The organism is Paracoccus mangrovi (assembly GCF_042648425.1).
GTDB lineage: Bacteria > Pseudomonadota > Alphaproteobacteria > Rhodobacterales > Rhodobacteraceae > Paracoccus > Paracoccus mangrovi.
Genome location: NZ_JBHRXJ010000013.1, coordinates 16,504 through 36,726, shown reverse-complemented (window position 1 = coordinate 36,726; position 20,223 = coordinate 16,504). Strand labels below are relative to the sequence as shown.

Annotated in this window: 21 protein-coding genes; 10 read left to right on the top strand and 11 right to left on the bottom strand. The window is 66.1% G+C overall.

The genetic code is table 11. The features are described 5' to 3' along the window. Positions 1 to 4: 4 nt before the first annotated feature. The 7 genes from ACFOMH_RS15750 to ACFOMH_RS15720 all read right to left on the bottom strand — a co-directional run bounded on the left by ACFOMH_RS15750 (position 5) and on the right by ACFOMH_RS15720 (position 5,379). Positions 5 to 1,609, bottom strand: a complete 1,605-nt coding sequence (locus tag ACFOMH_RS15750; RefSeq protein WP_377745664.1) for an ABC transporter ATP-binding protein — start codon at positions 1,607 to 1,609, stop codon at positions 5 to 7. After that, a complete protein-coding gene (locus tag ACFOMH_RS15745) occupies positions 1,609 to 2,595 on the bottom strand; it encodes a BMP family lipoprotein (protein ID WP_374425607.1) in 987 nt (328 codons plus the stop codon). Before ACFOMH_RS15745 ends, ACFOMH_RS15750 begins: the two co-directional genes overlap by 1 nt. Positions 2,596 to 2,688: 93 nt before the next feature. Then, on the bottom strand, positions 2,689 to 3,090 hold the full coding sequence (locus tag ACFOMH_RS15740) for a GNAT family N-acetyltransferase (RefSeq protein ID WP_374425608.1): 402 nt from the start codon (positions 3,088 to 3,090) through the stop codon (positions 2,689 to 2,691). Then, positions 3,087 to 3,704: a tRNA (adenosine(37)-N6)-threonylcarbamoyltransferase complex dimerization subunit type 1 TsaB gene (tsaB, locus tag ACFOMH_RS15735; protein ID WP_377745661.1), complete on the bottom strand. Its 618-nt coding sequence runs from the start codon at positions 3,702 to 3,704 to the stop codon at positions 3,087 to 3,089. The genes ACFOMH_RS15740 and tsaB overlap by 4 nt, the downstream gene beginning before the upstream one ends. Further along, complete coding sequence (locus ACFOMH_RS15730; protein ID WP_374425610.1) at positions 3,697 to 4,251, bottom strand: NifU family protein; 555 nt, start codon at positions 4,249 to 4,251, stop codon at positions 3,697 to 3,699. Before ACFOMH_RS15730 ends, tsaB begins: the two co-directional genes overlap by 8 nt. A 52-nt stretch (positions 4,252 to 4,303) precedes the next feature. Beyond that, positions 4,304 to 4,924, bottom strand: coding sequence for a CPBP family intramembrane glutamic endopeptidase (locus ACFOMH_RS15725; RefSeq protein WP_377745659.1), 621 nt, complete (start codon positions 4,922 to 4,924; stop codon positions 4,304 to 4,306). Beyond that, positions 4,924 to 5,379, bottom strand: a complete 456-nt coding sequence (locus ACFOMH_RS15720) for a universal stress protein (protein WP_374425612.1) — start codon at positions 5,377 to 5,379, stop codon at positions 4,924 to 4,926. The genes ACFOMH_RS15725 and ACFOMH_RS15720 overlap by 1 nt, the downstream gene beginning before the upstream one ends. Positions 5,380 to 5,645: 266 nt before the next feature. Between ACFOMH_RS15720 and ACFOMH_RS15715 the strand changes: the two genes are divergently transcribed. Further along, positions 5,646 to 6,347 (top strand): sugar transferase, encoded by a 702-nt coding sequence (locus ACFOMH_RS15715; protein ID WP_377745656.1) that lies wholly within the window; start codon positions 5,646 to 5,648, stop codon positions 6,345 to 6,347. A 58-nt stretch (positions 6,348 to 6,405) separates the two neighbouring features. Here the strand turns inward: ACFOMH_RS15715 and truA are convergent, their stop codons facing one another. The 3 genes from truA to ACFOMH_RS15700 all read right to left on the bottom strand — a co-directional run bounded on the left by truA (position 6,406) and on the right by ACFOMH_RS15700 (position 9,775). Further along, complete coding sequence (truA, locus tag ACFOMH_RS15710) at positions 6,406 to 7,188, bottom strand: tRNA pseudouridine(38-40) synthase TruA (protein ID WP_377745654.1); 783 nt, start codon at positions 7,186 to 7,188, stop codon at positions 6,406 to 6,408. Further along, positions 7,188 to 8,180, bottom strand: coding sequence for a 5-bromo-4-chloroindolyl phosphate hydrolysis family protein (locus tag ACFOMH_RS15705; RefSeq protein ID WP_377745652.1), 993 nt, complete (start codon positions 8,178 to 8,180; stop codon positions 7,188 to 7,190). Before ACFOMH_RS15705 ends, truA begins: the two co-directional genes overlap by 1 nt. A gap of 176 nt (positions 8,181 to 8,356) precedes the next feature. Next, the gene (locus tag ACFOMH_RS15700; RefSeq protein WP_377745650.1) at positions 8,357 to 9,775 is read right to left on the bottom strand and encodes a cryptochrome/photolyase family protein; all 1,419 of its coding nucleotides are present in this window, start codon (positions 9,773 to 9,775) and stop codon (positions 8,357 to 8,359) included. A gap of 231 nt (positions 9,776 to 10,006) precedes the next feature. On the opposite strand from ACFOMH_RS15700, the gene ACFOMH_RS15695 reads away from it, so the two are divergent. The 3 genes from ACFOMH_RS15695 to ACFOMH_RS15685 are packed head-to-tail and all read left to right on the top strand — an operon-like array spanning position 10,007 to position 12,772. Next, positions 10,007 to 11,383 (top strand): MATE family efflux transporter, encoded by a 1,377-nt coding sequence (locus ACFOMH_RS15695; protein ID WP_377745648.1) that lies wholly within the window; start codon positions 10,007 to 10,009, stop codon positions 11,381 to 11,383. A 30-nt stretch (positions 11,384 to 11,413) separates the two neighbouring features. Then, positions 11,414 to 11,650 (top strand): Lrp/AsnC ligand binding domain-containing protein, encoded by a 237-nt coding sequence (locus ACFOMH_RS15690; protein ID WP_374425618.1) that lies wholly within the window; start codon positions 11,414 to 11,416, stop codon positions 11,648 to 11,650. Between the two features lie 18 nt (positions 11,651 to 11,668). Further along, positions 11,669 to 12,772, top strand: coding sequence for a pyridoxal phosphate-dependent aminotransferase (locus tag ACFOMH_RS15685; RefSeq protein WP_377745765.1), 1,104 nt, complete (start codon positions 11,669 to 11,671; stop codon positions 12,770 to 12,772). A 61-nt stretch (positions 12,773 to 12,833) separates the two neighbouring features. Here the strand turns inward: ACFOMH_RS15685 and ACFOMH_RS15680 are convergent, their stop codons facing one another. Continuing rightward, entirely contained in the window at positions 12,834 to 13,316 is a 483-nt protein-coding gene (locus tag ACFOMH_RS15680) for an Lrp/AsnC family transcriptional regulator (RefSeq protein ID WP_374425619.1), read from the bottom strand. Positions 13,317 to 13,439: 123 nt separating this feature from the next. Between ACFOMH_RS15680 and ACFOMH_RS15675 the strand changes: the two genes are divergently transcribed. From ACFOMH_RS15675 to topA, 6 genes are all read left to right on the top strand, one after another. After that, positions 13,440 to 13,769 carry a DUF2849 domain-containing protein gene (locus ACFOMH_RS15675; protein ID WP_374425620.1) on the top strand — a complete coding sequence of 110 codons (330 nt, stop codon included), beginning with the start codon at positions 13,440 to 13,442 and terminating at the stop codon, positions 13,767 to 13,769. Further along, the gene (locus tag ACFOMH_RS15670; RefSeq protein WP_377745645.1) at positions 13,762 to 15,417 is read left to right on the top strand and encodes a nitrite/sulfite reductase; all 1,656 of its coding nucleotides are present in this window, start codon (positions 13,762 to 13,764) and stop codon (positions 15,415 to 15,417) included. Before ACFOMH_RS15675 ends, ACFOMH_RS15670 begins: the two co-directional genes overlap by 8 nt. Beyond that, positions 15,410 to 16,141, top strand: coding sequence for a phosphoadenylyl-sulfate reductase (locus ACFOMH_RS15665; RefSeq protein ID WP_374425622.1), 732 nt, complete (start codon positions 15,410 to 15,412; stop codon positions 16,139 to 16,141). The genes ACFOMH_RS15670 and ACFOMH_RS15665 overlap by 8 nt, the downstream gene beginning before the upstream one ends. After that, positions 16,138 to 16,521, top strand: coding sequence for a DUF934 domain-containing protein (locus tag ACFOMH_RS15660; RefSeq protein ID WP_374425623.1), 384 nt, complete (start codon positions 16,138 to 16,140; stop codon positions 16,519 to 16,521). Before ACFOMH_RS15665 ends, ACFOMH_RS15660 begins: the two co-directional genes overlap by 4 nt. Positions 16,522 to 16,575: 54 nt before the next feature. Beyond that, on the top strand, positions 16,576 to 17,415 hold the full coding sequence (locus tag ACFOMH_RS15655; RefSeq protein WP_374425624.1) for a ferredoxin--NADP reductase: 840 nt from the start codon (positions 16,576 to 16,578) through the stop codon (positions 17,413 to 17,415). 125 nt (positions 17,416 to 17,540) lie between these two features. Further along, on the top strand, positions 17,541 to 20,159 hold the full coding sequence (gene topA, locus ACFOMH_RS15650) for a type I DNA topoisomerase (RefSeq protein WP_377745642.1): 2,619 nt from the start codon (positions 17,541 to 17,543) through the stop codon (positions 20,157 to 20,159). Positions 20,160 to 20,223 lie beyond the last annotated feature (64 nt).

Here is a 20,223-nt window from a genome sequence, read left to right as displayed (position 1 = left end):
CAGATCATCTTGCCGCCCCGGTCCGGTCATGGGCCTGCATGGCGGCCGCGGCATCGCCATCGGGCTCGACCCCGGCCATCAGGCAACCCAGATCCGTGGCCGTGGCCTGATCCGGCAGCCGCTCACCCATGATGCGGCCGTCAAACATCACCGCGATCCGGTCCGACAACGCCATGATCTCATCCAGCTCGACCGAAACCAACAGCACCGCCCGCCCGGCATCGCGCAATTCGACGATGCGCTTGTGGATGAACTCGATCGCGCCGATATCGACGCCGCGCGTCGGCTGGCCGATCAAAAGCAGGTCGGGATTGCGTTCGACCTCGCGGGCCACGACGATCTTTTGCTGATTGCCGCCGGAAAAATTCTTGGCCGCCAGATCCGGGTTCGGGGGCCGCACGTCGAAACGCTCGATCTTGCCCACCGCATCGGCGCGGATCGCGGCATTGTCCATCAGCGGTCCGTTCTGAAACTCGGGCGCGTCGTGATAGCCGAAGGCCGCGTTTTCCCAGGCGGTGAAATCCATGATCAGCCCCTCGACCTGCCGGTCCTCGGGGACATGGCCGATGCCGGCACGGCGCCGTGCCCGCGCGTCCGACCCCTTCAGCGCCAGCACCTCGCCCTTGAGCCGCACCTCGCCCGACAGTTTCGCGCCGGCCTCCGGAAAGCCGCCCAGAATTTCCAGAAGCTGCGTCTGGCCATTGCCGGCGACGCCCGCGATGCCGACGATTTCGCCGGCGCGGATGTCCAGATCGATGCCGCGCAGCCGCTCGACGCCATCGGCATCGACCATGCGCAGGCCGCGCACCTCAAGCACCGGTGCCCCGGGCTGTGCCGGCGCCTTGTCCACGCGCAAAAGCACCTTGCGCCCGACCATCAGCTCGGCCAGCTGGGCGGGGTTTGTCTCGGCGGTTTTGACCGAGGTCACCATCTCGCCGCGCCGCATCACGCTGACATTGTCGGTGATCTCCATGATCTCGCGCAGCTTGTGGGTGATCAGGATGATGGTTTTCCCCTCATCCCGCAGCCCGCGCAGGATGCGGAACAGGTGATCGGCCTCGGCCGGGGTCAGAACGCCCGTCGGCTCATCCAGAATCAGGATATCGGCGCGCCGATACAGCGCCTTGAGGATCTCGACCCGCTGCTGATGGCCGACCGACAATTCCTCGATCGGCGCGTCGGGATCGACCTGCAATTCATATTCATCGGCCAGCCGCTTCAGCTCGGCCCGCGCCCGCCCCAGCGAGGTCTTGAGCATCGGCCCTTCCTCGGCGCCAAGGATGATGTTTTCCAGCACGGTGAAATTCTGCACCAGCTTGAAATGCTGAAACACCATGCCGATGCCGGCGCGGATCGCGGTCTGGCTGTCGGTGATGGCGATCGGCTTGCCACCGATCAGGATCTCGCCGGAATCGGGGCGGTAAAAGCCGTAAAGGATCGACATCAGCGTCGACTTGCCGGCGCCGTTTTCGCCGATGATGCCGTGAATGGTGCCGCGCGGCACCGAAAGGTTGATTCCCTTATTGGCCTGAACCGGTCCGAATGCCTTGGAAATCCCCCGCAATTCGATTGCGGGGGTTGCGTTTTCTGCGCCGGGGCCTGCGGTCATTACTGCACCGGGCAGGTATTGTCGGTCATATAGTCATGCACCTTGATCGTGCCGTCGATGATGCCCTTGGTGGCGGCATCCACGGCGGCCTGCATGTCGGGGGTCACAAGGGGCTTATTATTGTCGTCCATGGCGACCGAAACCCCGCCCGAGGCCAGGTCCATCACCTTGATGCCCGGCGCGACATCCGCGCCCGCCTTGAAGGCGTCATAGACGGAATTGTCCACGCCCTTGACCATCGAGGTCAGCACCTTGCCCGGATGCAGGTGGTTCTGGTTGCTGTCGACGCCGATGGACAGGATGTTCGCATCCGCCGCCGCCTGCAACACGCCGATGCCGGTGCCGCCGGCCGCCGCATAGACCACGTCCGACCCCTGCGAGATCTGGGCCTTGACCAGCTCGCCGCCCTTCACGGGGTCGTTCCAAGCCGTGGGCGTCGTGCCGGTATAGTTGATCAGCACCTTGGCGTCGGGATTGGTGGCCTTGACCCCCTGCACATAACCGCATTCGAACTTGTGGATAAGCGGCACATCCATGCCGCCGACAAAGCTGACCGTTCCCGATTTCGAAGCCTTGGCCGCCATCACGCCCGCCAGATACGACCCTTCGGGTTCGGCAAAGACCACGGATTGCACATTGGGCTGTTCCACGACCATGTCGATGATGACGAATTTGGTGTCGGGATAGTCGGGCGCGATCTTGCCCAGCACCTCGCCAAAGGCAAAGCCGGTCATCACGATGGGGTTGGCGCCGGTTTCGGCCAGCCGGCGCAGCGCCTGTTCGCGCTGGGCCTCGGACTGCATTTCCAGCTCTTTGTAGGTGCCGCCGGTTTCGGCCTTCCAGCGCTCGGCGCCGACATAGGCGGCCTCGTTGAAGGATTTGTCGAACTTGCCGCCGAGATCGAAGATCAGCGCCGGATCGGCCAGCGCCGTCAAGGGCAGCATGGTCAGGCAGGCGCCGGTCAGCAGGGATTTCATCAGAGACATGTCGAAACCTCGAATTATAGCAGGGGCGATTCAGCCCAGGGTGCAGGGATTAGGGCGCAAGGGCCGGACACCGTCAACAGGCTTGTTGCGGGACTATAGCGCCCGACGCAAGATCAGCGCGTCGATCCCGGGGGCATAATAGCCGCGCCGGACACCCCGTTCGGACCAGCCGTCGCAGGCATAAAGCGCGATGGCCGGCGCATTGTCCGAGGCCACTTCGAGAAACGCCTCGGCCGCGCCGCGCTGTCGGGCGGCCTCTGCGAAATCCCCCAGCAATGCCAAGGCGATACCCTTGCGGCGTGATTCGGGCGCAACAGCCAGGGTCAGCAGCTCTGCCTCATCCGCGACGCTGCGGCCCAAAAGGAATGCCTGCGGCCGCAGCAACAGGAAATTCAGCGGGTTGGACAAGAGCCCGGCGAATTCGGGCGCCGACCAGGGCCGGGGATGGGCCGGAAAACAGCGCGCATGCAGCGCCGCCAGCTCGCCGGGCGTCATGGCAGCATCACCGGGCCACGGTCGCGGGCCGGGGCGGCATCGGCCGGGCGCAGATAGATCGGCGCCGGGCGCGGCAGGCCGGGCAGGGCGCGGCGCGCAAGTGCGATCCGCGCGACCCCCTCGGCCAGCGGCATCATCGGCGCGGCGGGTGCGGGCCCGAGGGGCAGGGCCTCGGGCAAGTCCTGCCGGGGCCGGCTGTCGGGGGCGTTCCCGGCGGTGTTCTCGGTGCCGGTGCCGAAATCCTGCCAGATGACGCCCGCCGGCCGCGCGGCCAGCATCACCCGGCAGGGGCGCGGCAATCCGCAGGCCATGGCCTCGGTCACGCTGATCCCCACGGCGGGAATGCCCAATGACAGGGCCAGCCCGCGCGCGGCGGCGACCGAAATGCGGATGCCGGTGAAATTCCCCGGCCCCGTGCCGCAGCCGATCACCGCCAGATCGCGCCAGCCGATCCCGGCCTCGGCCAGAACCTCCGCAAGCAGCGGCATCAGCCGCTCGGCCTGACCTCGGGCCATGTCCTCATGCCGTTGGACGAGCAGGCGGTCGCCCATGACCAAAGCGGCCGCGCAATGCGCGGCCGATGTGTCGAAGCCAAGCGAAAGGGCGTCAGGCAACGGGCCGGACCTCGGTCACTTCGGGGATATAGTGGCGCAAAAGGTTCTCGATCCCCATTTTCAGGGTCAGCGTGGATGAGGGGCAGCCGGCGCAGGCGCCCTGCATATGCAGATAGACCACACCCCGGTCAAAGCCGTGAAAGGTGATGTCGCCGCCATCCTGGGCCACGGCGGGACGCACGCGGGTATCCAGCAATTCCTTGATCTGGTTGACGATTTCCGCGTCGGGGCCGTCCTGATCGTTATGGCCGCCGGTCGAGGCGCCTTCGACCGCCGGGGCGCCGGACTGGAAATGCTCCATGATCGCGCCCAGGACCGAGGGTTTCAGATGGTCCCAGACGGCGTCATCCGATTTGGTCACGGTGACGAAATCCGACCCCAGGAACACCCCGGTGACGCCCGGCACGGCAAAGATACGCCGGGCAAGCGGGCTTGCGCTTGCGGCCTCGGGGGCGGGGAAATCTGCGGTGCCGCTGGCCAGCACGGCCTGACCGGGCAGGAACTTCAGCGTGGCGGGGTTCGGGGTGGTCTCGGTCTGGATGAACATTTTGCGGCTCCTTTGCGGGTGGATATGGGGATTGCGGGGGGTGCGAGTCAAGTTAAACGGCCTCGGCATTGGTGCTTGCCAGCATCGCAAAGGCAAAGATGTTGATCAGCGCATGCGCAATCGCCCCCGCGCCTGCCGTCCCGCTGAAAAGCCGCGCCGCCATGAGGATCGCCCCCAGCGCCGTCGCGCACAGAACCATCGCCACGGCCCCGCCGGGCAGGGTCAGCGGCGCGGCGGCCGGGGCGAAATGCCACAGCCCGAAGAGCAGCACCGCCGGAACCGCCCGCAGGGCGTCGCCGGCCGCAGGATCAGGGCCAAGATGCGGGACCAGCGCGCCGCGCCAGAATGCCTCTTCCAGATGGCCGTTGATCAGCCCGGCCAGCACCACCACCGCCAGCACATGCGCCGAAAGCCCGGCCAGCGCGCCGGCCCCGACCGCCGCCATGCCGGTGACGCATGAAACCAGCACCAGACCCACCGCCCGGCCGGGCCAGCGCGGCCTGAGCGACCAGCCCCCGCTGAACCGCAGCGCCAGCACAAGCAGCCCCCAATAGATCGCAAGCGCCACAAGACAGGCGGTCAGCGGTCGCAGCCCCGACACCCCCAGCCCCCGAAAGATCAGCGCCAGCAGCGGCGTCGCGATCAGCGCGGCCCCGGCCAGCCGCCGGTCCATCAGGTGATCTGCTCAAGCCGCTCGCGCGAAATATCGCCGGGCACGATGGTGATGGGACAGGGCAGCGTCGCCATTTCCCGCATCAGGCGCGTGACCAGCGGCCCGGGCCCGGCATTGTCGACCGAGGCCGCAAGCACCACCACGCCGATTTCGGGATCGGCATGGATCTGGGCCAGAAGCTCGGTCCCCGGCTCGCCCTCGCGCACGACCAGTTCCGGCTCGACGCCGGGGCGGTCGCGCATCCATTTGGCGAAAACCTCGAAATGGGCCTCGATCCGCTCATAGGCCTCGGCGCGCATGACATCGGCGACGCCCAGCCCGTGCTGGATCGAGCTGGCCGGGATCACGGCCAGCACCTGCACCCCGCCATTCGTCTTGGCGGCGCGCAGGGCCGCATAGCGAATGGCGTTCAGGCATTCGCGCGAGTCATCCAGAACGACCAGAAATTTCCGCATTTCGCTTATACCAGAGGCGTTGTTGGGCAAAGACTGGCCGAAAGGACACGGTTGCGCAAGCCTTGCTCAGAATTGGGCTTGAACTTGTTTTCATTTTATCGGCCCTATGTTAGGGCAGCAGAGTTGAACCAAATAGCATCAGCGCGGGACGGAGAATTGTGACAATTCACCACGATTGGGATCGTACCGATCGCCGCGAACTTGCGTCGCTTAGGGCACAGAGCGTTGCGTGGATTGCGGGGGAAACCCCGGTGCGCCGGGTTGGAATGACCATCGGCAAGCGCGCGTTCGACATTCTGTTCGCATTGGCATTGCTGATTCCCCTTTCGGTTGTCATGGCGGTGGTCGCCATCATCCTGTTGGTCACGCAGGGGCGGCCGCTTTTCTATGTCGCGCCGCGCATGCGGGCGCCGGGCGAACAGTTCAGCCTGCTGAAATTCCGCACCATGCTGCGCGAAGAGGGGGATTCCGGCGCCACCGGTGCGCACAAGCATTGGCGCATCACCCGCGTCGGGCGTTTCCTGCGCCGCACCCGCATCGACGAGCTGCCGCAGCTGTTCAACATCCTGCGCGGCGACATGAGCTTTGTCGGCCCGCGCCCGCCGTTGCGCGAATATGTCGAACGCTTTCCTATGCTTTACGCGCAGGTGCTGAAAAATCGGCCCGGCGTGACCGGCCTTGCGACGATGATCTATCACGCGCATGAGGACCGGATCATGGCGCGCTGCAAGACCGCGCAGGCGACCGAAGAAGCCTATTACCGCCGCTGCCTGCCGACCAAGCTGCGGCTCGACCTGATCTATCAGCGCCGGCGCAGCCTGCGTGTCGATCTTTGGATCATCTGGCATACGGTGATGACCGTGGTGATCCCGAACTGGCAGGGGCGCGGCCGCCGCCGCATGCCCAGCCCGCAACACCCGATGAGCATCCGCGACGAACAGCGCCGTATCAACGTGCCCGCCGAATAAGGCCGCGGCACGTTTCGCGTTTTCTGCAATCCCTGAAAAGCCGGTCTGTCCGTTCGCGTCACGGCTGCGCGAAGGGATCGCGGGGATAGCCCACGCCGGTCAGATACAGCCCCTGCGGCGGACAGACCGGCCCACAGGCCGCGCGGTCACGGGCCGCAAGCGCCTCTGCCACCCGTTCCGGCGGCCAAGCGCCGGCACCCACCCGTTCCAGCGTGCCGACAATCGAGCGCACCTGATTGTGCAGGAACGACCGCGCCCGCAGGCAAAAGCGGTATTCGCGGCCCTCGGGGATGTCGTGTCCGGTGATCGAGATCTCGTCCAGGGTCTTTATCGGGCTGGCCGATTGGCACATGGTCGATCGAAAGGTGGTGAAATCGTGCCGCCCGATCAGATGCGCCGCGCCCGCGCGCAGCGCATCCAGATCCAGCGGGTTGAGCACCTGCCAGACCCGGCCGCGATCATGGGTGACGGGCGCCCGCCGCGCGATCAGCCGGAACAGATAGCGCCGTTCCAGCGCCGAGAACCGGGCGTGGAAATCGTCATCCACCCGCGCCGCGCGCAGAATCGCCACCGGGGCGGGCTTCAGATGCCAGTTCAGCGCCTCGGACAGGCGAAAGGGGTCCCAGTCGCGGGTCAGATCGGCATGGGCGACCTGTCCGGTGGCATGGACGCCCGCATCGGTGCGCCCGGCGGCGGCGATACGCGCGCCCGCCGCAAAGCCGGGATCCAGCCGGGCCAGCGCGGCCTCGATGGCGCCCTGCACGCTGGGCTGATCGGCCTGTGCCTGCCAGCCGGCAAAGGGCGTACCGTCATATTCGATCAACAGGGCAAAGCGGGGCATCAGCGGCGCTGCTTTTCGCCTTCGCGCGGGATCAGCAGGTCGTCCAGCGTCATCGCACGCTCAAGCTCGGCGGGGTCGGCGTTCCGGGCGGCTGTCTGTGCGGGGGCGGCGGGGCGCACGCCTTCGCGGGCAAGCCGCTCGCGCAGGACGCCGATCTCGATATCCAGATCGGTGCGCCCGCCCTCGATCAGCTTGCGGGTGCGGGCGGCGAATTCGGTTTCCAGATCGCGCAGCAGGTTTTCGTAATCTTCGCGCGCGCGGGGGTCCTGGGTCTGGGCATAGAGATCGGCGAATTTCACCGTCGCGTCGCGCGCCCCTTGCAGATAGATGCCCAGATAGCGGCGGGCCGCGGGGATGTCGTCGGGATCTTCCTCGACGCGGGTGAAAAGCTCGCGCGCGGTGGCGGCGAACATGGCGACATGGGCCTCGAGCCGGCGGTCGCCGGTGCGCAGGATGGCGTCCTGCATGGCCTTGAGATGCGCCTCGCCCTCGGCGACGATGCGTTGGGCGCGATCCTGCTGGAACGTATCTACGCCCTCCATGCCCTTGTCGCGCATGGGATCGGGGCCGAAGGACAGCCAGTGCAGCAGCGCGCCCGCGACACCGATGATGCCGGCGCCGATCTCGGCCCCCGGAACATAGGCGCCGATGGCAAGGCCCAGCCCGGTCAGGATGCCGCCGAACAGTTTGCGCGGGATTGCCGGGCGGCGGGCGATGCGGCGGGCGTCATAGGCGGCCTCGGCCTGCAACCCCTCGCGGGTCATCCACATGCCCGATGCGATGGCGCCAAAGGCGATCAGATGCGTGGCCAGCCCGGCCGGATCCTGCCAGAAGGCGCTGATCAGGAACGGCACCGCCATGATCGTGACCCAGCGGGTGCGCGATTCCAGCGGGTGGCGCGCCTCGCCGGGGCGCGGGCGCGCGGGCGGGCGCGGATCCGTGCCGTCAAGCCGGGGCTGGGGCGAGTGGCGTCCGCCGTAACGCTTGGCCATGGCCCGGCCTCAGCCCGCGCCCAGGAATGAGGCGTAAAGCGTCAGCCCCATCAGCAGGAAAAAGGACAATCTGCGCGTCGCACGTTGGGACATGGTGTTCCTTTGGCTTCCTTTCGGACGGTCGGCCTTGGATATAGGGCGCAAGGCCCGGCAAAGAAAGGGTGCGCGCCGAAAACCTAAGCGTCGCGAAAGCCTGCATGGGCATCAAGCGCGCGCTGGCGTCCGGCGGCGATGGCGGCCGTGCCCTCATCGGCGGGCGGGCGCCCCTTGCCCCGCCAGTCCGGGGGTAACGTCGCGTCATAGGCCAGGGCGCCGGCCGCCCCCGGCCCCAGCCAGGCGCGGCGATAATCGCCCCGGGGATCAAAGCGCTCGGCCTGCCGCTCGGGGTTGAAGATGCGGAAGAACGGCGCCGCATCCGGCCCGCATCCCGCCACCCATTGCCAGTTCATCGCATTGGCCGCCGGGTCCCAATCGCTCAGGCTGTCCTGAAAATGCGCCAGCCCCAGCCGCCAGTCGGTCAGCAGATGCTTGGTCAGCCAGCTGGCCACCACCATCCGCACCCGGTTGTGCATCCGCCCCGTCACCCGCATTTCGCGCAGCCCCGCATCGACCAGCGCGATGCCGGTCCGGGCCTGTCGCCAGCGATCAAAATCGGCATTGTCGCCGCGCCACGGAAATTCCGCCCATTCCGGCCGCCACGCGCGTTCGGCCATCTGCGGAAACTCGATCAACAGATGCCATGCGAATTCGCGCCAGCACAGTTCCGACATGAACTTGGCGATGCCATCGGCGGCGGCGGGATTGTCGCGGCGGCGGGCCTCGGCGATGGCCCAGACGCTGCGCGGGCTGATCTCGCCCAGGGCCAGCGCCTCGGACAGGCCGGATGTCGCGTCGATGTCGGGGCGGTCGCGGCGCGCCTCGTATTCGGATGCGCGATCAAGGAAATCGTCCAGCCGCGCCAGTGCCGCCGCCTCGCCGGCGGGCAGGGCATGGGCGTCGAGCACCGCCCGGCCGCCATGCAGGTCGGGCGCAAGATCAAGCCCGTCCAGCGCCACGGATTGCGGCCAGCCCGCGCCGGGGGCGGTCGGGATGCGCGGCGGCGCGCCCGCGCCGGGCCGGTCGGCGCCAATGCCGCGCAGGGCGCGGGCAAAGGGGGTAAAGACGCGATAGGCGCCGCCGCCCTTGGTCCGCAACAGGCGCGGATGGATCAAAAGATGCCCCGGATGCAGGACCAGCTGCGCGCCCTGCGCCCGCAGCGCTTGGTCGACGCGCTGCTGGCTTGCGCGCATGGCCGGACAGGGCCAGTCGCTTTGATGCACCTCGGCCGCGCCAAGCGCGGCGACCAGACGGGGCAACAGCTCATGGGGTTCCCCGCGCAGGATGGTGACGCCCGCATCGCCACGCTGGCGTAGCGCGGCGTCGAAATCCCGCAGCGCCCGTTCCAGCCGCCACCGGCTGGCCGCGCCCTGTGCCAAAAGCTGGGCGTCGATGAAAAACACCGACCGCATCGGCCCGCGCGCCGCCGCCGCCAGCGCCGGGTTGTCGCCCAGCCGGAAATCGCGGGTCAGCCAGTGGATGGCGGTGGGCATGGACATGGGCATCCTTTCATTGCGGCGAGGCACGGCTTGGCACAGTAAATCAGTTCGCCCCGGCGCCGGCCAGCCGTCCCGAAACCGCGCATCCCGAAACGGCCCATCCCGAAACGAGCCGCGCCGGGACATGTGGCCCGCATGCGGCGCCCGAGCGGGGGCCCGCCATCTTGCCCCGGCCCCATCTTGCCCCGGCCCCATCTTGCCCCGGCCCTTGCCCAAGGATAAGGCAGAGCCATGACCATGGCCCGTTACGCCCCGCATCTGCGCGCCACGCTGGCGCTTGGCCTGCCGCTTGTCGGCAGCCATCTGGCGCGCATGGCCATCGGCGTCGCCGATACGGTGATGGTCGGCTGGTACGGGGTCGAGGAACTGGCCGCGCTGGTTATCGCCACCTCGTTTTTCCACATCATGTTCTTTCTGGGCATGGGTTTCGGCATCGGCGTGATGGGGCTGATCGCCGCCGCCATCGCCCGCGACGACGAGATCGAGGTCCGCCGTTCGACCCGGATGGCGCTGTGGCTGTCCATCCTGTTCGCGCTGCTGGCGATGCCGCCGCTGTGGTTTTCCGAACCGATCCTGCTTGCCATCGGGCAAAAGCCCGAGGTGGCGGCCCTGGCACAGGACTATCTGCGCATCGCGGGATTCGGTCTTTTGCCGGTGCTCTGCGGGCTGACGCTGAACAGCTATCTGGCGGCGATGGAACGCGCGCAGGTCGTGTTGTGGATCACGCTGGCGGGCTTACCGGTGAACGTGTTCCTGAACTGGGTGCTGATTTTCGGCAATCTGGGCGCGCCCGAGCTGGGCGTGCGGGGGGCGGCCATCGCCTCGGTGTCGGTGCAGGCGCTGCAACTGGTGTTGCTGGTGGCCTATGCGGGCTGGTTGCCTGCGGCGCGCAAATATCACCTGTTCCAGCGCTTCTGGCGCGCCGATTGGGCCGAATTCAGGGCGGTCTTCTGGCTTGGCCTGCCCATCGGCCTGACCATGGTGGCCGAGGGCGGGCTGTTTGTCGGCTCGAACGTGATGATGGGGTGGATCGGGACGCGCGAACTGGCCGCGCATGGGATCGCGCTGCAACTGGCGTCGATCACCTTCATGCTGCATCTGGGCATGTCGAACGCCGCCACCATCCGCGCCGGTCAGGCCAAGGGTCTGGGCGACGCCACGCTGATGCGCGATGGCGCGATCGCGGTGACGGCGGTGTCCTTTGTCATCGCGGTGATCGCGGTCGCGGTCTTTGTGCTCTTTCCGCGCCAGCTGGTCGGGCTTTATCTGGACAGCAGCGATCCCGAAACGCCGGTGCTGATCGGCATCGCCACCGGGCTGATGTTCTATGCCGCGCTGTTTCAGCTGACCGATGCGATGCAGGTGATCGGGCTTGGCCTGTTGCGGGGCGTTCAGGACACGCGCGTGCCGATGATCATCGCCGCGATCAGCTATTGGCTGGTCGGCATGCCCATCGCCTATGGCCTGGCCTTTGTCGCCGGGCTGGGGCCGGCGGGGCTGTGGCTGGGGCTGGTCGCCGGGCTGACGGTGGCCGCGATCCTGTTGATGCGCCGCTTCTGGCGGGGGCTTGCGCGCGGGGACTGGACCCGGGACGGGCACGCGGTCTAGGTTGACCCAACAGATCATGTGAGGCCCGCCATGCGCCCGGTATTCGTCCAGTTCCGCTGCATCCCCGGCAAAACCTATGAGGTCGCCGACGCGATCTATGACCGCGAAATCGTCAGCGAACTTTACTCGACCTCGGGCGATTACGACCTGATGGCCAAGATCTATATCCCCGAGGATCAGGATGTCGGCCGCTTTCTGGCGGAAAACCTCTTCGACATTCCGGGCATCAGCCGGACCCTGACCACCATGACCTTCCGGGCCTTCTAGGCGCTGCCGGTGACGACGATGAACCGCCTGCGCTTTGCCCCGATCCCGGCGGGCCTGCCCGCGACCGTGCCCTTTACCGGCCCCGAAACGCTGGAACGCCGCAGCGGGGCGCCGTTCCGCGCCCGGCTGGGCGCCAATGAGAACGGCTTCGGCCCCTCGCCGCGCGCGATCCGGGCGATGGCGGATGCGGCGGCGGGGGTGTGGAAATACGGCGATCCCGACAATCACGACCTGCGCCACGCGCTGGCCACCCATCATGGCATCGCGCCGGAAAACATCATGCTGGGCGAGGGGATCGACGGGCTTCTGGGCCTGCTGGTGCGTCTGACCGTCAGCCCGGGCGATCGGGTGGTGACCTCGGACGGGGCCTATCCGACCTTCAACTATCACGTCGCGGGCTTTGGCGGCCAATTGGTCAAGGTGCCCTATCGCGACGATGCCGAGGATCCCGATGCCCTGATCCGCGCCGCCGATGAGGTTGGCGCGCGGCTGGTCTATCTGGCCAATCCCGACAACCCGATGGGAAGCTGGCATCCGGGGCACCGCATCCGCGCGATGCTGGACAATCTGCCCGAACCCGGCCTGCTGGTCCTGGATGAGGCTTATGCCGAATTCGCCCCCGATGACGCCATCCCCCGGATCGATCCCAATGACGACCGCGCCATCCGTTTCCGCACATTTTCCAAGGCTTACGGCATGGCGGGCGCGCGGATCGGCTATGCCATCGGCCCGGCGGAACTGATCGCGGGCTTTGACCGCATCCGCAACCATTTCGGCATCAACCGCATCGCGCAGGCCGGCGCGCTGGCCGCATTGCAGGATCAGGACTGGCTGAACCATATCCGCGCCGAGGTCGCCGCCGCCCGCGCCCGCATTGCCGAAATCGCCGATGAAAACGGCCTGACCGCGCTGCCCTCGGCCACGAATTTCGTGGCCATCGACTGCCGCCGCGATGGCGCATTCGCCCGCGCGCTGCTCGATGCGCTGGCGGTGCGGGGCATCTTTGCCCGCATGCCGGGCGTCGCGCCGATGGATCGCTGCATCCGCGTCTCCTGCGGACCGGCCGAGGAACTCGACGCCTTTGCCGGGGCCTTGCCCGCGGCGCTGCGCGCCATCCTTTAGGCGCGGCGCGGCCCTTTCTTCTTCATTCAAATATCCATGCTGCCCGCGCCACCGGCAAAGGTCACGCCAGTGGCAGCATCGTCGTCGCCTTCAGCTCTTCCATCGACAAAAGCGCGGTGACGTTGTGGATCTTCACCTCGGAAATCAGCGCCTGATAGAACCGGTCATAGGCACGGGCATTGCTGACCCGCACCTTCAGGATATAGTCGATGTCACCCGCCAGCCGATGCGCCTCCAGCACCTCGGGACGAGCGCGCACCGCGGCCAGAAAGCGCCGCGCCCAGTCGGGGTCATGCTCGCTGGTGCGGATCAGCACGAAGAAACAGGCATCCAGCCCCAGCGCCTCGGGGTCCAGCAACGCCACCTGGGCCTGAATCACCCCGGCCTCGCGCAGCTTGCGAATCCGGTTCCAGACCGGGGTCTTGGACGCCCCCACCTGCGCCGCGATATCGTCCAGCGACAGCGTCGCGTCCTGTTGCAGCAGGGACAGGATTTTCCTGTCCGTGTCATCCAGCCGGATGGGTGTTTGTCGTTCCGCGCTCATTCTGAAATCCTGTCCTGTATTCCCGGCATTCCTGCGGGACATGTTTCTTATTTTTTCGCGCTACTCGTCAATATGGGGGATTTTTTCCTATATTCCTGTGACGCAAACCGAAAGGCAACAGCCATGTCCAAAGGCTTCACCCCGTCCCCCGCAACCCCCGCCGTCATTACCGCAAATGACCTGCGCATGGGCCATTGCGTGTGGATGCGTGACGGCGGTTGGACCGCCGACCCGCGCGAGGCCGAGCTTTTCGAGGACGAGGCCATTGCCGATCTGGCGCTGCTCGATGCCGTCGGACAGGGCAATATCGTCGTCGGCCCCTATCTGGCCGAGGCGAAGCGCGGCGACGATGGCCGCCCCGAGCCCACGCATTTCCGCGAGGCGTTCCGCCGCCGCGGGCCTTCCAACTATTTCCATGGCAAGCAAGCCGATCTCGAGGCCAGCAATGTTTGATGCCCGTCCCCAGCATAACGAATACCTGCGTCACCGTTCGGCCCAGTTCCGCCAGCAGGTCGAGCGCCGCCTTGACGGCAGCCTGACCGAGGACGAATTCCGTCCGCTGCGGCTGATGAATGGCGTCTATCTGCAATTGCACGCCTATATGCTGCGCGTGGCCATTCCTTATGGCACGATCAGCCCCGACCAGATGCGCACTCTCGCGCTTTTGGCCGAGAAATGGGACAAGGGTTACGGCCATTGGACCACGCGCCAGAACATCCAGTTCAACTGGCCCAAGCTCGTGGACATTCCCGATATGCTGGACGCCCTGGCCGATGTCGGCCTGCATGCGATCCAGACCTCGGGGAACACGATCCGCAACGTCACGACCGACGCTTTCGCCGGCGCCGCCGCCGATGAGGTGACGGATCCGCGCCCCTATGCCGAATTGCTGCGCGCCTGGTCGACCGACCATGCCGAATTCCAGTTCCTGCCGCGCAAGTTCAAGATCGCGGTGTCGGCCGGTGCGACCGACCGCGCCGTGGTCGCCGCCCATGATATCGGGCTGCGGCTGGTCCGCAACGATGCGGGCGAGCTGGGCTTTCAGGTCTGGATCGGCGGCGGGCTGGGCCGCACGCCGCTTCTGGGGCAGGTGGTGCGGGAATTCCTGCCCGAGGCCGACCTGCTGCCTTATGTCGAGGCGATCATTTCGGCCTATAACCTCTCGGGCCGGCGCGACAACAAATACAAGGCCCGCATCAAGATCACCGTGGCCGAACGCGGCCTCGACGTCATGCGCGACGAAATCGAGGCCGAGTTCCAGAACCGCCGCGCCGCCTTTACCGGCGTCGACCAGACCCTTCTGGCCGAGCTGAAACAGGTCTATGCCGCGCCGCTGTTCCGTACCGCCCCCGAGGGCGATTACGAGGCCAGCCGCGCCGCCAATCCGGCATTCCGCAGCTGGACCGACACCAATCTGGCGGCCCACAAGGCGCCCGGCTATGCCAGCGTCACCGTGACCTTCAAGGCGCCGGGCCAGACCCCGGGCGATGCCTCGGCCGAACAGATGCGGCTTTTGGCCGATCTGGCCGAACGCTATGGCCATCACGACCTGCGCATCAGCCACGAACAGAACGTGGTGCTGCCGCATGTCCACAAATCCGACCTCTACGCGCTTTATCAGGAATTGCGCGCCGCAGGGCTGGCCACCGCCAATGCCGGGCTGATCAGCGATATCGTCGCCTGCCCGGGCATGGATTACTGCACGCTGGCGACCGCCCGCTCGATCCCGATCGCGCAGGACATCGCAGAGCATTTCCGCGCCCGCGGCCTTGAGGATGAGATCGGCAAGTTCAACATCCGCATTTCCGGCTGCATCAATGCCTGCGGTCACCACCATCTGGGCCATATCGGCATTCTGGGTCTGGATCGCGCGGGCGTCGAAAACTATCAGATCACGCTGGGCGGCGACGGCTATGAAATCCCCGCCATCGGCCAGCGCGCCGGCGCGGGTTTCCCCGCCGAAGAGGTGGTTCCGGCCATCGACCGGGTGATCGATACCTATCTTGAACAGCGCGCCTCGGCGGACGAGCGGTTCATCGACACCTATCGCCGCGTGGGGGTGACGCCGTTCAAGGCGGCGCTGTATCCGGCCAATGCTTGATCAGACGCTGGATGCCCGCGCGGCGCGGCTGAACGACCGCTACAAGCATCACGCCGCAACCGAGGTGTTGCGCCGTGCGCTCAATGATCCCGATCTGGGCCGGGTGACGATGGTGTCGTCATTCGGTTCGGAATCGGTGGTGCTTTTGCATATGGTGTCGGTGGTGGCGCCGGGCACGCCGGTTCTGTTCATCGACACGCAGATGCTGTTTCCCGAAACCCTGGCCTATCAGACCGAGGTTGCGGAAAAGCTGCGGCTGACCGATGTGCGGGTCGTGCGCGCCACGGAACGCGAGGTGGCGCTGAACGACCCGGACGGCACATTGCATCAGTTCAACACCGATGCCTGCTGCGATTTCCGCAAGACCATTCCGCTGGAACGCGAATTGTCGCAATTCGACGCCTGGATCACGGGCCGCAAACGGTTTCAGGGCGGTCAGCGCACCGAATTGCAGTTCTTCGAGGCCGAGCCGCCGTCGCGGTTGCGGATCAACCCGCTGGCGCATTGGCGGTCGCAGGACGTTCAGGACTATATGGCCGAAAACAACCTGCCCCGTCACCCGTTGGTCGCCCAGGGCTATGCCTCGATCGGTTGCGCGCCCTGCACCTCGCCGGTGAAGCCGGGCGAGGATCCGCGTGCCGGCCGCTGGCGCGGCAGCCAAAAGACCGAATGCGGCATCCATTTCATCGGCGGCAAGATGGTCCGCGCAGGAGCGAATGCATGAGCGAATTTTTCCTTGTCCGCGATGACGGCTTTCACCCCCATGACGCGGCCCAGGACGGGTCGGGTCCGGTCGTGCTGTCCCCGGATACCGATCCGGCAAGCCTGGACGCCCATCTGGATCACGCGCTGATCGCGATCGAGTTTCCGGCCATGACCGATGGCCGGGGATTCACCCTGGCGCGGCTTTTGCGCGAAAAGGGCTATCAGGGGCGGTTGCGGGCCGTGGGCGCGCTGATCTCTGATCAATATGCCATGGCCCGCCGCGTCGGTTTCGACGAGGTGCGCATTTCCGCCGCGCTGGCCGCGCGCCAGCCGCAGGAACAATGGCTCTATCGCGCCGACTGGCAGGATTGGGACCATCGGTCGCGCCTCGCGGGCTGAACCCCGGGGGTTTCGCCCCTGAACTCATTGGATTAGATAACACGGGACCCTGACATGACATTGGATCTTTCCGTGGCCGACGTTGCTGCAAAACCCGCCAAGACCCTTCCCGATGCGCAGACCGTGACCTCGGTCAAGCACTGGACCGACCGGCTGTTTTCGTTCCGCGTGACGCGGCCGGCATCCCTGCGCTTTCGGTCGGGCGAGTTCGTCATGATCGGCCTGCCCGGCGAGAACGGCAAGCCGATCCTGCGCGCCTATTCGATCGCCTCGCCCAACTGGGACGAGGAGCTGGAATTCTATTCGATCAAGGTGCCGGACGGCCCCCTGACCTCGAAGCTGCAAAACATCCAGCCGGGCGATGAGATCATCCTGCGCCCCAAGCCGGTGGGCACGCTGGTGCTGGACGCGCTTTTGCCGGGCAAGCGGATGTGGTTTCTGGCCACCGGCACCGGGATTGCGCCCTTTGCGTCGCTGATGCGCGATCCCGAGACCTATGAGCGCTATGAGCAGGTGGTGATGATGCATACCTGCCGCACCGCCGAAGAGCTGACCTATGGGCGCGAGCTGGTCGAGAATCTGAAGCACGACCCGCTTTTGTCCGAGCTTTACGGCGAGGATTTCGCCAACCGGCTTTTGTATTATCCGACCACCACCCGGGAGGAGGGGCCGTTCATGGGGCGGATCACCGACAACCTGACCTCGGGCAAGGTGTTCGCGGATCTGGGCCTGCCGGCGATGGATGCGGCCAATGACCGGGCGATGATCTGTGGCAGTCTGGCATTCAACACCGACGTCAAGACGGTGCTGGAAGGGTTCGGTCTGCATGAGGGCGCCAACAGCGATCCCAAGGAATTCGTGGTCGAAAAAGCCTTTGTCGGCGACGGAATCTGAGCCGGAGACCGGGGGTTTCACACCCCCGGACCCCCGTGGGATATTTGGGCATGAAAGAAAGGCGCCGTTGACAGTCCGCTGAGGGATGCCCATGTTCCCGGGCCGAATCATGCGAAGGAATTTTCATGCCTGTCGTCGTCGTCGAATCCCCTGCCAAAGCCAAGACGATCAACAAATATCTGGGCGACGATTATACGGTTCTGGCGTCCTTTGGGCATGTCCGGGACCTGCCGCCCAAGGATGGCAGCGTCGAGCCGGATCATGATTTCGCCATGAAATGGGAAATCGCGGCGGATTCGAAAAAGCATATCAAGGCGATCAGGGATGCTTTGGCGGCCGATCCCAATCTGGTTCTGGCCACCGACCCCGATCGCGAGGGCGAGGCGATTTCCTGGCATCTGAAAGAGGCGCTGGAGCCGGTGCTGAAAAAGGGTGCGGCGGTGAGCCGCGTCACCTTCAACGCCATCACCAAGGCCGCCGTGACCGAGGCCATGGCCAATCCGCGCCAGATCGACCAGCCGCTGGTCGATGCCTATCTTGCCCGGCGCGCGCTGGATTATCTGGTCGGCTTCAACCTGTCGCCGGTTTTGTGGCGGAAGCTGCCGGGCGCCAAGTCGGCGGGCCGTGTGCAGTCGGTCGCGCTGCGCATCATTGTCGACCGCGAGATGGAGATCGAGGCTTTCAAGGCGCGCGAATACTGGACGGTCCATGCCCGGCTGGCGACCCCGCGCGGGGACGAGTTCGACGCCACCATGACCGTGTTCGGCGGCAAGAAGCTTGAGCGGTTCGACATCGCCACCGAGAAAGAGGCGATGCTGGCCGTGTCGGCGATTGCGGCGCGCGATCTGAAGGTGGCGGCGGTCGCAGCCAAACCGGCGAGCCGCAATCCCTGGCCGCCCTTCATGACCTCGACCCTGCAACAGGAGGCCAGCCGCAAGCTTGGGCTGGGCGCGCGGGCCTGTATGTCGGCGGCGCAGCGGCTTTATGAGGCGGGCCATATCACCTATATGCGGACCGACGGCATCGACATGGCCCCCGAGGCGGTGATGGCCGCCCGCGATGCGATCCGGAAGCGGTTCGGCGAAGAGTACCTGCCGAAAAGCCCGCGCATGTACAAGAACAAGGCCAAGAACGCGCAGGAAGCGCATGAATGCATCCGCCCCACCGACATGATGCAGTCGCCCGACAAGCTGCCGGTGGCGGACAAGGATCAGCGCGCGCTTTACGATCTGATCTGGAAGCGCACCATCGCGTCCCAGATGGAATCGGCGCGCATGGAGCGCACGACCGTCGATATCGCCTCGGGCGACGGGCAGGTGGGGCTGCGCGCCAATGGGCAGGTGATGCTCTTTGACGGCTTTCTGAAGGTTTACGATCAGGGCCGCGACGACGAAGAGGATGAGGATAGCCGCCGCCTGCCCTTGATCGTCGAGGGCGAGGGGGCCGCCAAGCGTTCGATCAGCCCCGAACAGCATTTCACGCAGGCCCCGCCGCGCTATACCGAGGCGACGCTGGTCAAGCGCATGGAAGAGTTGGGCATCGGCCGCCCCTCGACCTATGCCAGCATCGTCACGACGATTCAGGACCGCGACTATGTCCGCAAGGAACAGAACCGCCTGATCCCCGAGGACAAGGGCCGGCTGGTCACCATCTTTCTGCTGAAATATTTCCCGCGCTATGTCAGCTATGATTTCACCGCCCATCTTGAGGGCGAGCTGGACGATATCAGCGCCGGCGACATGGCCTGGCGCGAGGTCTTGCGCCGTTTCTGGCGCGATTTCACCGCCGCATTGGAAGGCACCAGCGAGCTGCGCATCAGCGAGGTGCTTGAGGCCATCGACGAGGTGCTGGCCCCACATCTTTATCCGCCGCGCGCCGATGGTTCGGATCCGCGCGAATGCCCGCTATGCCATGTCGGCAAGCTGCATCTGAAAACGGCGCGGTCGGGCGGGGCCTTTGTCGGCTGCACCAATTATCCCGAATGCCGCTTTACCCGGCCGATCGGCAGCCCCGATGCCGAGATGGTCGGCGATGCCGTTCTGGGCACCGATAATGGCGATCAGATCAGCCTGAAGAATGGCCGTTTCGGCCCCTATGTCCAGCGCGGCGAGGCCACGGCCGACATCCCCAAGCCGCCGCGCGCCTCGGTGCCAAAGGGCTGGGATCTGGCCACGGTCGATCTGGAACGGGCGCTGGCGCTTTTGGCTTTGCCGCGCGAAATCGGGCCGCATCCCGAGGATGGCGTGGCGGTCGAGGCGGGGATCGGGCGCTATGGCCCCTATGTCAAGCATGGGGCGAAATACGCCAACCTGCCGGATGTGGACGAGGTCTTTACCATCGGCATGAACCGCGCGGTCGAGGTGCTTGCCTCAAAGCCGACGCGGGGCCGTGCCACCGCCACAGCGCCCCTGGCCGAGCTGGGCGAACATCCCGAGGGCGGGCCGATTCAGGTGATGAGCGGGCGCTATGGCCCCTATGTCAAATGGGCCAAGGTCAATGCCACGCTGCCGCGCGATCTTGAGCCGGGGTCCGTCACGCTGGAAAAGGCGCTGGAACTGATCGCGGCCAAGGCCGGCAAGGGCGGCAAGAAGCCGGCGAAAAAACCCGCCGCCAAGGCCGAGAAAGCCCCGGCCAAGAAGCCGGCCGCCAAAAAGGCCGCAGCCAAGAAGCCGGCGGCGAAAAAGGCCGCGCCCCAAAAGGCGGCCGCAAAGAAACCCGCGGCGGATATCCCGGCCGAGGAATAGGCCCGGGGCCATCGGGCCAGACCCATTGAATATGAACCATTGGAAATGAACCGGCGCCCCCTGG

Excerpts from the sequence above, each read along its gene's own strand:
- ACFOMH_RS15740 (WP_374425608.1), bottom strand. The coding sequence starts at position 3,090 with ATGACGCCCGGCGAGCTGGCGGCGCTGCATGCGCGCTGTTTTCCGGCC.
- ACFOMH_RS15750 (WP_377745664.1), bottom strand. The coding sequence starts at position 1,609 with ATGACCGCAGGCCCCGGCGCAGAAAACGCAACCCCCGCAATCGAATTG.
- ACFOMH_RS15665 (WP_374425622.1), top strand. The coding sequence starts at position 15,410 with ATGCTTGATCAGACGCTGGATGCCCGCGCGGCGCGGCTGAACGACCGC.
- ACFOMH_RS15655 (WP_374425624.1), top strand. The coding sequence starts at position 16,576 with ATGACATTGGATCTTTCCGTGGCCGACGTTGCTGCAAAACCCGCCAAG.
- ACFOMH_RS15720 (WP_374425612.1), bottom strand. The coding sequence starts at position 5,379 with ATGCGGAAATTTCTGGTCGTTCTGGATGACTCGCGCGAATGCCTGAAC.
- truA (WP_377745654.1), bottom strand. The coding sequence starts at position 7,188 with ATGCCCCGCTTTGCCCTGTTGATCGAATATGACGGTACGCCCTTTGCC.
- ACFOMH_RS15685 (WP_377745765.1), top strand. The coding sequence starts at position 11,669 with ATGAACCGCCTGCGCTTTGCCCCGATCCCGGCGGGCCTGCCCGCGACC.
- ACFOMH_RS15700 (WP_377745650.1), bottom strand. The coding sequence starts at position 9,775 with ATGTCCATGCCCACCGCCATCCACTGGCTGACCCGCGATTTCCGGCTG.
- topA (WP_377745642.1), top strand. The coding sequence starts at position 17,541 with ATGCCTGTCGTCGTCGTCGAATCCCCTGCCAAAGCCAAGACGATCAAC.
- ACFOMH_RS15670 (WP_377745645.1), top strand. The coding sequence starts at position 13,762 with ATGTTTGATGCCCGTCCCCAGCATAACGAATACCTGCGTCACCGTTCG.
- ACFOMH_RS15660 (WP_374425623.1), top strand. The coding sequence starts at position 16,138 with ATGAGCGAATTTTTCCTTGTCCGCGATGACGGCTTTCACCCCCATGAC.
- ACFOMH_RS15680 (WP_374425619.1), bottom strand. The coding sequence starts at position 13,316 with ATGAGCGCGGAACGACAAACACCCATCCGGCTGGATGACACGGACAGG.
- ACFOMH_RS15730 (WP_374425610.1), bottom strand. The coding sequence starts at position 4,251 with ATGTTCATCCAGACCGAGACCACCCCGAACCCCGCCACGCTGAAGTTC.
- ACFOMH_RS15725 (WP_377745659.1), bottom strand. The coding sequence starts at position 4,924 with ATGGACCGGCGGCTGGCCGGGGCCGCGCTGATCGCGACGCCGCTGCTG.
- ACFOMH_RS15715 (WP_377745656.1), top strand. The coding sequence starts at position 5,646 with ATGACCATCGGCAAGCGCGCGTTCGACATTCTGTTCGCATTGGCATTG.
- ACFOMH_RS15745 (WP_374425607.1), bottom strand. The coding sequence starts at position 2,595 with ATGTCTCTGATGAAATCCCTGCTGACCGGCGCCTGCCTGACCATGCTG.
- ACFOMH_RS15675 (WP_374425620.1), top strand. The coding sequence starts at position 13,440 with ATGTCCAAAGGCTTCACCCCGTCCCCCGCAACCCCCGCCGTCATTACC.
- ACFOMH_RS15705 (WP_377745652.1), bottom strand. The coding sequence starts at position 8,180 with ATGGCCAAGCGTTACGGCGGACGCCACTCGCCCCAGCCCCGGCTTGAC.
- ACFOMH_RS15695 (WP_377745648.1), top strand. The coding sequence starts at position 10,007 with ATGACCATGGCCCGTTACGCCCCGCATCTGCGCGCCACGCTGGCGCTT.
- ACFOMH_RS15690 (WP_374425618.1), top strand. The coding sequence starts at position 11,414 with ATGCGCCCGGTATTCGTCCAGTTCCGCTGCATCCCCGGCAAAACCTAT.